This is a genomic window from Ideonella sp. P3_A4, assembly GCF_056403075.1.
In genome coordinates this window covers 1-13,259 of sequence record NZ_JBFUGE010000137.1, presented here as the reverse complement: position 1 = coordinate 13,259, position 13,259 = coordinate 1, and the positions used below count along the sequence as shown (strand labels likewise).

Here is a 13,259-nt window from a genome sequence, read left to right as displayed (position 1 = left end):
GGTCCTGGCCGCCGGCCGGGCGATGGTCCGGGCGCGGGCCGCCGCGCTGGTCCGGTCGGCCAACCGGGCGTTGCTGGGGCGGGCGTTCGCGCGCGTACTCCTCGGCTTCTTGCCGGGCTTGGGTCAGCAGCGCGTCCAGCGCTTCTGGCGTCATGCCCTTGAGCGCGCAGAAGTTGTCCTTGGTCAGCGTGGTGGACTGGAAGGCGCGCAGCAGCTGGGCCCGGTCACGGCGCTGGTCTTCCTCGGCCTGGCGCCGGCCTTCGTGCACCTGGCGGCGGCGCACCAGTTCGTCGGCCGCGGCCTGGCGGTGCTCGGCCGCGATCTCGCCGGCCGGCTGGCCGTCCAGGTCGAAGCGGTGCGGCGCGCGGGTCAGCGCAATCAGGTAGCCGGTGCCGCCGGTGTAGCGGCGCAGAAATCCCGATAGCGCGGCCTTGCTGAACACGCCCGGCGCGCGGGCCTGGATGTCGGCTTGGATGCGCAGCTTGATCGGCTTGGCCTGGCCGGTGAACAGGGCCGGGAACAAGGCCTTCAGGCGCTCGGCGCAGGCGGCCGGTGACATTGGCGCGGTTTCTGCCGCCGGTTGTCCGGCTGCCGGTGCGACTTCAGCTTCGGCTTCGGGCGCTGCAACTGGCTCGGAGAGCGCCTCGGTGGTCGCCTCGAGCGGGGTCTCAAAGGTCGGCTCGGGCGTCGGCGCCACGATGGATGCAGGCTCGGCTGCCGGGACTGCGGAATCGGGCGTCGGGGTGTCGTTGGCGGTCATGGCGCGCAAAGGTGAGCCTGGCCGGTGCGCGGCCCGCGGCAAAGAAAAACAGGCAGAGATTGTGCCCGTCCGCGCGCTGGGGCAATTGCCTGGGTTTCTCAGGGGCTTTGCGTAGGTTTTTGCCGAGCGTCAATGTCCATGGGGATGCTCGGGTTTCGACCGAGCGGCGGAGCCGCGCTTGGTGCATCATCGTCACTGTTGATATTTACAGCCCACCCGCTGATTGCTGTTGCCGCCCATGAGCTCCGTCCGCCGCCCCACCACCACCGCGCCGTCCACCCGCTTGGCTCAACACACGCCGTTGCCGGCCCAGCCGATCAGCGCCGAGGTGTTGGCCGAGAAATACGCCAAGGGCCAGGAGAAGACCGTCGACGACGTGCGTCAGCGCGTTGCGCGGGCGCTGGCAACGGTCGAGGCGCCCGAGCAGCGCGCGCTGTGGGAGCAGCGTTTCATCGACGCGCAACGGCGTGGCTTCGTGCCGGCCGGGCGCATCAACTCGGCCGCGGGCACTGAGCTGACGGCGACGTTGATCAATTGCTTCGTGCAGCCGGTGGGCGACTCGATCGCCCAGGTCGAAGAAGGCTTTCCGGGCATCTACACAGCGTTGACCGAAGCGGCCGAGACCATGCGTCGTGGCGGCGGCGTCGGCTACGACTTTTCGCGCATCCGCCCGCAAGGCGCGTGGGTTGGCTCGACCCAATCCAGCGCGTCGGGGCCGGTCAGCTACATGCGGGTGTTCGACCGCTCGTGCGAGACGGTGGAGTCGGCCGGCTCGCGGCGTGGCGCCCAGATGGCGGTGTTGCGCTGCGACCACCCGGATATCGAGACCTTCATCCAGGCCAAGGACGAAGGTGACCTGCGCAACTTCAACATCTCGGTCGGCGTGACCGACGAGTTCATGAAGGCCGTGCTGGCCGGTGGCGAGGTCGAGCTGGTTCACCGCGCCGAGCCTGGCTCAGCGCAGAAGACGGCCGGCGCCCATCGACGCGCTGATGGCCTCTGGGTCTATCGCCGCCTCCCGGCCGCACGGCTGTGGGACAAGATCATGCGGTCGACCTATGACCACGCCGAGCCGGGCGTGCTGTTCCTGGACCGCATCAACAACGACAACAACCTCGGCTACTGCGAGTCGATCGCGGCGACCAACCCGTGTGTCACGGCGGACACCTGGGTCATGACCTCAGAGGGGCCGCGGCAGGTGGCCGAGTTGATCGGCCAAAGCTTCCTCGCCCTGGTCGACGGCAAGGCGTATGTCACCGAATCGGCGGGGTTCTTCCCGACCGGGACGAAACCGGTGTGTCAGCTGCGCACACGCGAAGGGTTCGAACTGCGACTGACTGCGGACCACCCGGTCAGACGGGTCGCGCGCAAGACGCGGTACCTGATCGAATCGGAGTGGATTTCCGCAGGGGAGCTACAGGCGGGTGACGAGCTCGTGCTGCACGACCACCGCGCTCTGGAAGGATGGGAAGGCCCTCACACTCAAGCGCAGGGGTACCTGATCGGGTTGCTGATCGGAGACGGTACGCTGAAGAGTGACAAGGCCGTGATCTCGGTGTGGGCCCCTGAGCTCAAGGTTGCTGGTAGCGATGTGGCCGGCGTGCCGCATGGCGCCAGCGCGATCATGCGTGCCGCGGAAGCGGCGGCCGCCACCCTGACGCACCGTGCCGACTTTGGTGGGTTTCAGCGGCCAATCACCGGCCGCGGTGAAGCCCGTTTGGCTTCCGCAGCGCTGCGCGACCTCGCCTTCGAACTGGGGCTGCGTCCTGGGCACAAGACTGTCACCCCAGCGATCGAGCGGACGTCGTCGGAGTTCTGCCGCGGTCTGTTGCGTGGTCTGTTCGATGCCGATGGCTCGGTGCAGGGCACGCAAGCCAAGGGCGTGAGTGTCCGACTCACGCAGTCGGACGAATCGCTGTTGCGAGCGGTGCAGCGGATGCTGCTGCGTTTGGGGATCGTGGCGACGCTGTACAGCGAGAGACGTCCGGCAGGCGTCGGCCTGCTGCCTGATGGGCGCGGCGGACAGCGTGAGTACCCTCAGAAAGCCGTTCACGAGCTGATCATCAGCGGCGAAAACCTGCTTCGTTTTGAAGAGCTCGTTGGCTTTGAAGACGAGACTAAGTCAGAGCGCCTGCGGGGCCTGCTCGAAGGTTATCGGCGCGCCCTCAACCGCGAGCGCTTCACCGCCACGGTCGAAAGCCTGGAGGCGGACGGTATCGAACAGGTCTACGACGTGACAGTCGAACAGGTTCATGCCTTTGATGCCAATGGCTTACTGGTACACAACTGCGGCGAACAGCCGTTGCCGTCCTACGGTTGCTGCTGCCTCGGCTCGATCGACCTGACGCACTTCGTCAACGCGCCGTTCGAAGCGGGTGCCGATTTCGACGACGCGGGGTTCGCCGAAGTGGTGAAGGTGGCCGTGCGCATGCTGGACAACGTGCTGGACGTGACCGTCTGGCCGTTGCCGCAGCAGGCCGAGGAAGCGCGCAACAAGCGCCGCATAGGGCTCGGTTTCACCGGGCTGGGCGACGCGCTGATCATGCTGGGCCTGCGCTACGACACCGCCGAAGCGCGCGAGATGGCGCGCCGGATCAGCGAGGCGATGCGCGACGCGGCCTACCTGGCCAGCGCCGACCTGGCGGTCGAGCGCGGCGCGTTTGCGCTGTTCAACGCCGATCTGTACCTGTCGGGCGGCAACTTCGCCTCGCGGCTGCCGGCCGCGGTGAAAGAGCGTGTGCGTACTGCCGGCTTGCGCAATTCGCACCTGCTGTCGATCGCGCCGACCGGCACGATCAGCCTGGCCTTTGCAGACAACGCGAGCAACGGCATCGAGCCGCCGTTCTCGTGGACCTACACCCGCAAGAAGCGCATGCCGGACGGCAGCTTCAAGGAGTACGCCGTCGAAGACCATGCTTGGCGGCTGTACCGACACCTGAAAGGCACCGATGCACCGCTGACCGACGCCTTCGTCACGGCGCTGGAAATGAGTGCCGAGGCGCATGCGTTGATGGTGGCGGCGGTGGCGCCCTGCATCGATACGTCGATCAGCAAGACGGTCAATGTGCCGGCCGACTACCCGTACGAAGACTTCCAGGGCCTGTACCTGACGGCCTGGCGTTCGGGCCTGAAAGGCCTGGCCACCTACCGGCCGAATGCGGTGCTGGGATCGGTGCTGAGCGTGGACACGCCCGCAACTGTCGCCACGCCGCMGCCGCTGTCGACCGACCACGCCAACCAGCGCTTGACGCTGGACAAGCTGCCGGCGCCGGTGCTGACCTCGCTGCGCTGGCCCGGCCGGCCCGAGCTGAAGGCCGGCAACCCAGCCTGGAGCTACTTGATCCAGCACCCGCACGGCGATTTCTCGCTCTTCGTCGGCGAGTTGCCGGCCGAGGCTGGGCCGGGCACCGGCTTGTTCGGCACCACGCTGCCGTTCGAGGTGTGGGTCAATGGCGCCGAGCAGCCACGGGGCCTGGGCGCGCTGGCCAAGACCTTGTCAATGGACATGCGGGCCAACGACCCGCAGTGGTTGAAGCTCAAGCTCGATGCGCTGTCGACAGTGGCGGAAGAGCGCGCGTTCGAGATGCCGTTCCCGCCGAACGGCGAGAAACGGTTGTTCCCAGGTGTGGTGGCGGCCACCGCGAGCGTGATCCGCTGGCGCTGCGAGCAGCTCGGTGCGCTGGCCGATGGTGGCCCGACGCCGGTGCTGGACGCGATGTTCAGCCGCGACGAGCCGCGAACCAGCACTTCGGGCACGCTGGCCTGGGCGGTCGATGTCGACAACCCGGCGACCGGCGAAGCCTTCACTTTGACGCTGAAGGAAGTGGCGCTGGCCACCAACGATCCGCAGGTCTCGCCCAGTGGCTTTGTCACCCGGCCTTGCGCGCTCGGCTTCTCGGGCAACTACCCAAAGGCTTTCGACGGCCTGGCGCGCTTGTTGTCACTCGACATGCGCGTGATCGACCCGGCGTGGATCGGCATGAAGCTGCGCAAACTGCTGAACGTCGGCGAACCGCTGGGCCATTTCATGGCGCCGGTGCCAGGCCAGCGGCGGCAGCAGGTCTGGCCCAGCACAGTGGCCTACGTCGCGCGGCTGATCATCCATCGCTACGCGATGCTCGGTGTGCTCGACGAAGAAGGCTTCCCGTTGCACGCGATGGGCATCCTGGAGTCGCCGACACCGAAGGCCGATGGCGTCACCGTCGCGCCAGTGCTGGCCGGTCGCCCATGCCCGGAATGCGGCAATGCGACGCTGATCCACAAGGACGGCTGCGACTTCTGCACCGCCTGCGGCTACGTCGGGCAGTGCGGCTGACTCAACAGAGCACTTTGAGCATGCAAGCGCACTCGGGGCGCGTGACGTAGCTGCCGAAGGGCTCGGCGACCACGAAGCCCTGGGCGCGGTAAAAGCCGATCGCGCCTTCGTTGGCCCAGCGGGTCGACAGCCGCAACTGCCGATAGCCCAGTTGCTGGGCCTGCTGCTCGAGAAACGCCAGCACCGCCGCGCCGATGCCTTGGCCAGGCTGGCTGGCATGCATGCGCTTGATCTCGCCACTGCCGGTCTCGCCCGTCAACGGGCGCAGCGCGCCGCAACCCACTGGCACACCAGCAGAGTCGTAGGCGACGGCAAAGACCGAACCCTCGGGCGGAAAGTCGGCAAACCCCGCCTTGCCATCGCTGCCGTAGCGGGCCAACAGGTGCGCCGACAACTGCTCTTGCAGCACTACCGCGTCGGGGCTGTCGTGCGCAACTGCGCGCACACCTACCTGCGGACGCATGCGGACGCTCAGCGCACCGCGCCGCGGGCCGCCTGCGCGTGCTTGTCCGCCGGCTTGGTCATGCACAGGCCCGACAGCAGGGCCCAGCTGCCCTCGTCGCGCGGTTCGAGCGTGACGATGTCGAAGTACAGCCGGCCTTCGGGTTCGCGTTGGCGCACGAAGTCGATCTGGCAGGCGGCGCCAGTGTCGCTGGTCTTCAGGGGCTGGCAGCGAGCGGTCTGGATCACCAGATCGTCCGCGTGCTCGCCCGGCGGCTTGCCACGGGTGGCGAGATAGGCCGCCTCGTAGGCGGCCTGGATGCGCGGCACGTCGGGCAGGGCCGCGGCGGCCCGGGTGGGCACCGTCAGCGCGAGCGTGAGCCCGGCGCCAACGATGATGCCCAACCCGCGGGCGCGACGGCTGGCGTTCACTTGCTGGCCCGAATGCGGATGCGGGCCATCATGCCCTCGTCGCTGTGCTCGCCGATGTGGCAGTGGTAGGCGAAGTCGCCGGCCACCGTGAACGGGATCTCGAGCAGCATCGGGTGCGCCACGCACTTGCCGGCACGCCAGTCATCCACCGATTCGCATTCGCCGTCGGCGTGCGGGATCGGCACGTTGTCGTGCAGCACGCCACCGCCGTGCCCGACCACATGGCCGTCGACGCGATCGCGCGACAACAGGCTGAACTTCACCTGGTGGACGTGGAAGTTGTGGTTCTCCGATGCGATGTTGACGATCTCCCATTGCTCGGTTGTCGGCGTGTTGCCGGGGCCGAGCGGCACGCAAACGGTCGGGCGGTCCTGGTTGAACGGTTCGATGTCGAGGAAGGTGCCGGGCACCGGTTGGTCGTGTTCGTCCAGCTCTTCGTAACCCAGGCCGAACGCGACCGAGCCGCCGGGCGTGAAGCCCATGAAGATGCGGCGCTTGTGGCCGGGAGCCAAGGGCAGGCAATCGGCTTCCGCCTTGTACATCGCGTTCGAACTGCGCAGCTCGGCGCTGATGCGGCGCGGGTCGCGCATTTCGGCCTGGCTGTCGCCGGTGACCGCCAGGGTTTGCGGCGCGTTCGCGGTCGGCGTGCCGCGGAAGCTGACGCTGGCCAGGTCGACCGCCGGCCAGGTGTCGCCGGCCGGGCCGGTCTGCACGTCGGCGGTGTAAAGCGTGGCGCTGGCATTCGGGCCCGCGGCGGCCAAGCGGCCTTTCGCGTCGCGATGGGCAACCCACAGCTCGACGCGCGAGCTGGGCATCATCATGATCCGGGTCGCGCACACTGGCTTGTGATTCAGCTTGCCGGGCACGTCGGCTGGGCAGGGGACCGAGGTGATCTTGGTGCCGGCCATGCTGCGCACTTCGTTCGAGCTGGCATTCGCGTCGGGCTCGACCGCCACGCCATCGATCGACAACACCTGCATCAGCATGTTCTGGCCTGTCACGTCATCGCGCAGGCCCAGGTCGTAGGTGACCGTGGCCGAGCCGGTGGTGATGCGCCAGATCTCGCCGTTGCCCTGGTGCACGGGGATGTGTGGGAAGCCCTGGCCGTTGACGCTGAAGTACCACTTGCCGCCGCCGGTGGGGATGCCGTGCAGGCCGGCGCAAAGGCCTTCACGCGGCTCTTCGTCAGCGCCGCGGTTGGTCTTGCAGAACACCGGGTACTGCTCGGTGACGATCTTGTTGCTCTTCAGGACCTGCGTGTCCTTCAGCAGCAGGTGACGCACCGGCAAGGTCTTGAAGAAGTCGGTGCAGGCGGCGTTCTTGCACAGGTACTCGCTCGGGTCACCGATCGTGATGACGCCGGACATGCCCGAGCTGAGCTGGTTCAGCGTCAGGCCGTGGATGTGGCCGTGCAGCCAGTACAGACCGGCCGGGTGGCTCTTCGGGATCTTGATTTCGTATTCGGTGAAGCCGAGCCGAACGTCACCGTGCACGATRTCGTCGTCGCCCGGCAGCAGGTTGTTCGGGTTCAGCGTCATCACGAAGACGTTGTCGCCGTAGGTCGGGTTGGCCTTGGTCGGGAAGCGCGGGGAGACGATCAGGCCGTGGGTGTGCAGGTTCGTCGGGTTGCCGCGCAGGAAGTGGTGGCCGGGCTCGCCGGCGTGCTCGGAATCGAGCACTTCGGGCAGCTTGTTGACCAGCCGCATCTTCAGCGTGTCGCCGGGCTGCAGCTGCAGGCGGGTGCCGCCGTAGAGGTTGGTGCCATCGGGCTTGGCGGGGCAGGTGTCGCTGCCGTCAGCGGGGCGCGGGCACATGTCGTAGACCCAGCCCATCGGCTTCAAGGTGCCGAGCGTGGTGATCTTCTCGCCGCGGGCGATGACCAGCACATCCAGCAGGCCGTTGCTGCTCTTGAGCACCGGCAATTCGTTGATCGGGGACGCGCTGGCGGGCAGGGCGGCGGCCAACAGGGCGGGGGCAAGCCAGGCGGCCGGCGAAACAAGGGCCCGCCGAAGCAGGCCATCAAAAAAATCGAAACGCATCAAACACTCCAGCGGCGGCTTTGGTCAGTCGCTGGATTCGAGCACAGCCCAGGGGCCGCGCCAATCGCGAAACTGTGGGGGAGCCCGCTTCAAAGGCGGGTCAGGCCCTCAACAATCGTCATCGGCCGTTCTCGATCGTCGGGTCGAGGTTCAGCGTCGAGTTGTCCGCCGTCTTGATCAGGTTGACGGTGTACTTGTAGCTGTTGCTGTCACTGTTGACATCGAGCAGGGTCACCAGGATCGATGACGCGGTCACAGACCCATTGGGAAACTGCGTGCCCGGATTGCTGACGACAACCGCCAGGTTGCTGGGGAAGGCATAGCCCGACGTGTGCAGGTTGAAGGTGATCGTGGCGTTGGACCCGCTGACGGGAACCGGGTCGGGGCTGCAGCTGATGATGCCGGTGGAGCTGACGCTGACGTTGACGACGGTGGTCATGGAAGCCTCACTGAAGTTTGTTGCTGGCAGCGCCCGCGCCGCTCGCCAGCCGCCTTTGCAAATCGGCAAGATCGGGGTGCCGGTACGCCGAGCCGGCCACGCGCTCGGCGAGCGCGCGGGCCTCGGTGTGCTCGCCCAGGCGCCACAAGGCCTGGGCCAATAGGGTTGCGGCGGCGGCGTTGCCGCCTTCCGCAGGGGCGCGCAGACGTGCGACGGCGGTCAGCCACGGCACGCGCGCCGCGGTTGCGCCGCTTTGCGCCAGCAAGACGTCGCCCCATGCCACCTCTGCGGTGGCCGCGAGCAGGCTCAGGTCGGTGTCCAGCAACAGGCCTTGGGCTTCGGCTTGGCGGACCTGCGCCAAGTAGGCTTCCAGCGTCGTGCGCTGGAGCGGCCAGGGCTCGCCAAATGCCAGGTGCACGCGCAAAGCCTGGCCTTGTTGGGCCAAACGCCAGGCGGTACGGGTTTGTGGGTGAGCCAGCAGGCGCGCGCTGTCCGATTCGGCGTGCTGCAGAGCCTGCCGGGCGCTGGCCCGGTCGCCATGGGCCCACTGCGCCTCGGCCACGCTCAGGCGGGCGAGATTGGCCTGGGTCTGCCAATCCATGTTGTTCGGCTCGATCGCCAGCAGCGACTCGAAGCGTGCCAACGCATCCGTAGCGGCAGCCAGCGCACCGGCGGCGTCGCCTAGCGCCAGCAACAAGTGGCCCTGCTCGTACATCGCATTGGCCATCAGGCGCTGCGCAGGGCGGTCGCTGTCGATCCGTGGCATCGTCTGCAGACCGGCCAGCTTGGCCCGCTGTGCCGCCAGCGCCGCCACCAGCTCCCCTTTGGCCTCGTGCGCCTTGGCGATCCAGCCTTCGCTGTTGGCCTGGTCGAAGATCAGGCCAGCGCGCTGCGGCACGGCGGCGCGAAAGGTGTCGCGGGCTGCGATGAAGGCCTTCAAGGCCTGGTCCGGGCGCGCCCGCTCCAGCTGCAGCACGCCCAGGTTCTGGTTCGCGTAGGCCTGTTCGATGCGCCAGTCCAGCCTGGCGGGGTCGAGCCGGACCAGCCGCTCGGCCAGGTCCAGGTAGCCGCGAAAGGCGTGCTCGGCTTCGTCCATTTGTCGTCGTTGACGCGCGACGAAGCCGACCCAGTACAGGCTCTGCGAATGGTCGAACAGGCGCTGGCCGTCGCCTGGGTGGCGCTGCACCAGCGCGGCCGTGCTTTCGGCGGCTTGCTGAAAGACGCGGCTGGCTTCATTGAGGTCGCCGCGATCGTCGGCAATCTCGCCGATCAGGTGCAACGCTCTGGCGCGGCGCCCGAGCGACTCGGCGTCCAGCCGATCGGCGTCTTGCGCAGCGTAGTAGTCGAGGGCGTGGCCGCCGACGGCGTCCAGCGCGTCCAGCCGCCCCACCGGTTGCAGCTTCTTGCGCAGGTCGCCGAGCATGAACTCGATCAAGCTTTCGGCCTGCACCTGTTGCCGGCGTGCTTCTCGTGCCTCGTACAACGCAATGCCGGCCCCGGCGACGACGGCCAGCAGGACCAGGCCGCTGGCGGCCACACCGGCGCTGTGGCGCCGCGCGAACTTGGCCAGCACATAAGCGGCGGTATCGCGTCGCGCGGCAATCGGCTCGTGGGCCAGGTGACGGCGCAGATCGTCGGCCAGGGCCTGCGCGTTCGAGTAGCGCTCCCCCGGGGCCTTCTTCAGTGCCTTGGCGACGATGGTGTCCAGGTCGCCGCGCAGCGCGCGTGCCTGACGTGCAGCATCTGGGCCGCCGTTGCGCATCACGGTGTCGGACAGGCGTCGTGGCAGATGTTCCAGCGTGGCGCGCATCTGATCCACGGCGGCCGCAGTGGCAGCGGCCGTGGGGTGGCTGCCGCCGAGCAACACATAGAGCAGAACGCCCAAAGCGTAGACGTCCGAGGCGGTGGTGACTTCGCCGTTCTGAAGCTGCTCCGGCGCCGCGTATTGCACCGTGAAGGCGCGGCCCGCCCGCTGGGTCAGCTCGGTGACGGCGACCGGGGGGCTGCCGGTCGTCGGCGCTCCCTGGGCTTCGCGCATCAGCTTGGCGATGCCGAAGTCGAGCAGCTTCACGTCGCCCGCGGCGGTGACGAGGATGTTGCTGGGCTTGATGTCGCGGTGCAGGATCAGCCGGGTGTGGGCGTGGGCCACCGCCGCCAGCACGTCGAGAAAGAGCTCCAGCCGCGCTGTCAGGCTCAGACTGTGGTGCTCGCAGTGCTGGTCGATCGGCAGGCCATCGACGTATTCGAGCACCAGATAGGGTTGTGCACCGCCAGCGCGCCGGCCCGCAGCGGCCGGGTTGTGCACGCCGGCGTCGATCAGGCGCGCGATGTGCGGGTGCGCCAGACGGGCCAGGATGCGGCCTTCGCGCGCGAAGCGCTCGGCGTCGGCGCGTGGCACCAGGCCGGCATGCAGGAACTTGATCGCCACCTGGCCCTCGAAGCGGCCGTCGGTGCGGCGAGCCAGCCAGACGCTGCCCATGCCGCCTTGGCCCAGCTCGCGCTCGATCGTGTACGCGCCGACGATTTCGCCGTCCAGCGTGGCCAGGGGCGGCAGGGCCGGCGTTTCGAGAAAGGCGTTGCGGTCCAGTGTGTCCAGGCTGGCGATCAGGGCCTGCAGGTCGTCTGCCAGCGTGGCGTCTGCCAGGCGCAAGGCGGCCAGGCGCGCAGCCCGCTCGGGCGGGGCCAGCTCCAACAGCTCGTCCAGATGGGGGCTGAGCGCAGGCCAGCGCGATTTGTCGATCTTGCGCGGCTCGGCCGGCGGTGGGGCGCTGAGGTCCGGCTCGGCCATGGGCTACTTGAGCGCCAGCGACAGGAACAGCCGCGCCTTCTGCCAATCTCGCTGTACGGTACGCTCGGTGACGCCCAGACAGTCGGCGATCTCGGTCTCCGACAGCCCGCCGAAGTAGCGCATCTGCACGACCTGGGCCACACGGGCGTCGCTGCCCGCGAGTTCGTCCAGCGCTTCGTGGACCCGAAGCACCTCGTCTTCGTGGCGCATCGCCGAATCGCCGATCTCGGTGTTCAGCGTCACATGCCAGGCGCCGCCGCCGTGGCGATCAGCCTGGCGCGAGCGCAGCAGGTCGACCACGATGCTGCGCATCACCTGCGCGGCATAGGCCAGGAAGTGGCGCCGGTCGGCGAATTCGGGGCTCTCACCACGCAGCAGGCGCAGGTAGGACTCATGCACCAGCGAGGTGGTGTCCAGCATCGTCACATCGCCTGCGCGGCGCAGCCGGCTGCGCGCCAAGCGCTGCAGATCCGCGTACAGCAGGGATACCACTTGATCGGCCGCCTGACGGTTTCCGTCAGCGGCATCACGAAGCAGCAGCGTGATGTCATGGGTCATGCTGGGTTGGGCGGCCGCGGCGGTGCCGCACCAGCAGTCGACTCTAGCCGGCAGCGATGTTCACGGCAATGTGGGCACGTCGGATGCCGTGACCGATTCGCATCGAAAGTTTTTTTATTCGGCGATGTCGGGTTTGGTGTCGGCAATCCGTTCTATTGGGTAGATCAAGCCCAAGGTGTGTGCAAAGCGGTTCGACGGAGGGTCGAGCCGCAACATCGCCGTCACGAAAAGGTGCTCAGGGAATGAGTGTCGGGCCGGTTGGCAGCGCTGACCGGCCCCACCTCTTTAGTGGCGTGCCCCGAACCGGGGCAGTCCTACTGTGTGGCCCGCGCCTGCAAGCGATCGAGCTTGGCGGCGTAGAGGTCGTGCTCGCCGCGTGTCGTGCTGTTGGCCAGAGCTTGCGTCAGGTGCTTGCGCGCGGCCTTGGCGTCGCCCAGGCCGCTGTAGGCCACGGCCAGCCAGAAGTGCACCTCGTGGTAGTCGGGGTCGCGTGACAGTTCGCGCTGCAACCAGGCGCGGCCGGCTTCGTAGTCGCCGCGCTGCACGGCTGCCTTGCCCAACTCGAAGAAATGGAAAGGCGGGAAGGCCTCCAGCCTGGCCRACGTCTGTTTGACCTCGTTCGCCTCTGCGGTGCGCCCCTGGCTGAACAGCACCAACGCCAGGTCGGCCAGCGCTTGGGTGTTCTGCGGTTCGGAACGCAGAGCGTGGCGGAACGCGGCCTCCGCCGGCGCCAGCAGGCCGCGGCGGTGGTAGATCACGCCCAGGGTGATGGGGGCGCTGGTGAAGCCCGGGTCCTGAATCAACGCGGCGCGGGCCCACGCATAGGCCTGGTTCAGGTCGCCTTGCGTCAGTGTTTCGGCGGCGCGGTTGTTCAGGTACATCGCCAGCACGCGCGCCTCGTTGATCGGGGTGACACGGCGGCCGCGCAGGTCTTGCGGCGGCAAGAAGTCGACCGTCATCTGCGGGTCGGTGAAGACGCCGCGGCTCTTGTCGAGCGGGCGCTGGCCGAGCACCAGGTTGACGTGGCCGGCTGCCAGCAACAGGGCCTGGCCGCGGGTCCAGCTTTCCTCGACGTCGACAGACTGGAAGTTCACCGGCAGCTCTAGGTATCGCGCCAGTGCTGCCGTCATGATCACCAGCGACAGGCAGTTGCCCGAGCGGGCGGCGAACGCTTCGCTCGCGGTGCGGGTGGTAGCCGAGTCGTATTCGAGCCGCAGCATGTCACGGTCGTACAGCGCGTCGATCAGGCCCTGCTGGCGGCCGCTGCGGCGCAGGCGGCGCGAGATCTCGTCCTCGACGTAATGCAACATCGCCGGGCTCATCGCCAGGATGTCTTCCGGGTGCACTGCCTGCGCGGGGGGCGCGAAGGCGTCGTCCTGCAGCAGCGGTGCCACCGGTACCGGCGGCGCCTTGGCCACCTGGGCACAGCCGCCCAGGCCCAAGCAAGTGGCAACAACGATCAGGACGTGGGCGATCGCATGGCGAGA

9 protein-coding genes are annotated in these 13,259 nt (G+C 68.0%); 1 reads left to right on the top strand and 8 read right to left on the bottom strand.

The features are described from left to right. Positions 1-760, bottom strand: a 760-nt coding sequence (locus AC1DYI_RS14320; protein ID WP_477204793.1) for a ProQ/FINO family protein, incomplete at its 3' end; no start/stop codon positions are given. Positions 761-998: 238 nt separating this feature from the next. Here AC1DYI_RS14320 and AC1DYI_RS14315 point away from each other — a divergent pair. Further along, positions 999-5,075: an LAGLIDADG family homing endonuclease gene (locus AC1DYI_RS14315; protein WP_477204792.1), complete on the top strand. Its 4,077-nt coding sequence runs from the start codon at positions 999-1,001 to the stop codon at positions 5,073-5,075. 1 nt (position 5,076) lies between these two features. Here AC1DYI_RS14315 and AC1DYI_RS14310 read toward each other — a convergent pair whose 3' ends face one another. From AC1DYI_RS14310 to AC1DYI_RS14280, 7 genes are all read right to left on the bottom strand, one after another. After that, on the bottom strand, positions 5,077-5,538 hold the full coding sequence (locus AC1DYI_RS14310) for a GNAT family N-acetyltransferase (protein ID WP_477204791.1): 462 nt from the start codon (positions 5,536-5,538) through the stop codon (positions 5,077-5,079). A gap of 8 nt (positions 5,539-5,546) precedes the next feature. Beyond that, the gene (locus AC1DYI_RS14305) at positions 5,547-5,948 is read right to left on the bottom strand and encodes a hypothetical protein (protein ID WP_477204790.1); all 402 of its coding nucleotides are present in this window, start codon (positions 5,946-5,948) and stop codon (positions 5,547-5,549) included. Then, positions 5,945-7,987, bottom strand: a complete 2,043-nt coding sequence (locus tag AC1DYI_RS14300; RefSeq protein WP_477204789.1) for a multicopper oxidase domain-containing protein — start codon at positions 7,985-7,987, stop codon at positions 5,945-5,947. Before AC1DYI_RS14300 ends, AC1DYI_RS14305 begins: the two co-directional genes overlap by 4 nt. Positions 7,988-8,105: 118 nt before the next feature. Beyond that, positions 8,106-8,426, bottom strand: coding sequence for a hypothetical protein (locus tag AC1DYI_RS14295; RefSeq protein WP_477204788.1), 321 nt, complete (start codon positions 8,424-8,426; stop codon positions 8,106-8,108). A 7-nt stretch (positions 8,427-8,433) separates the two neighbouring features. Beyond that, positions 8,434-11,214: a serine/threonine-protein kinase gene (locus tag AC1DYI_RS14290; RefSeq protein WP_477204787.1), complete on the bottom strand. Its 2,781-nt coding sequence runs from the start codon at positions 11,212-11,214 to the stop codon at positions 8,434-8,436. A gap of 3 nt (positions 11,215-11,217) precedes the next feature. Next, positions 11,218-11,772 (bottom strand): ECF-type sigma factor, encoded by a 555-nt coding sequence (locus AC1DYI_RS14285; protein ID WP_477204786.1) that lies wholly within the window; start codon positions 11,770-11,772, stop codon positions 11,218-11,220. Positions 11,773-12,086: 314 nt separating this feature from the next. Further along, positions 12,087-13,259, bottom strand: a 1,173-nt coding sequence (locus AC1DYI_RS14280) for a tetratricopeptide repeat protein (protein WP_477204785.1), incomplete at its 5' end; no start/stop codon positions are given.

Coding starts and splice junctions, on each gene's coding strand:
- AC1DYI_RS14310 (WP_477204791.1), bottom strand. CDS start 5,538: ATGCGTCCGCAGGTAGGTGTGCGCGCAGTTGCGCACGACAGCCCCGAC.
- AC1DYI_RS14295 (WP_477204788.1), bottom strand. CDS start 8,426: ATGACCACCGTCGTCAACGTCAGCGTCAGCTCCACCGGCATCATCAGC.
- AC1DYI_RS14290 (WP_477204787.1), bottom strand. CDS start 11,214: ATGGCCGAGCCGGACCTCAGCGCCCCACCGCCGGCCGAGCCGCGCAAG.
- AC1DYI_RS14285 (WP_477204786.1), bottom strand. CDS start 11,772: ATGACCCATGACATCACGCTGCTGCTTCGTGATGCCGCTGACGGAAAC.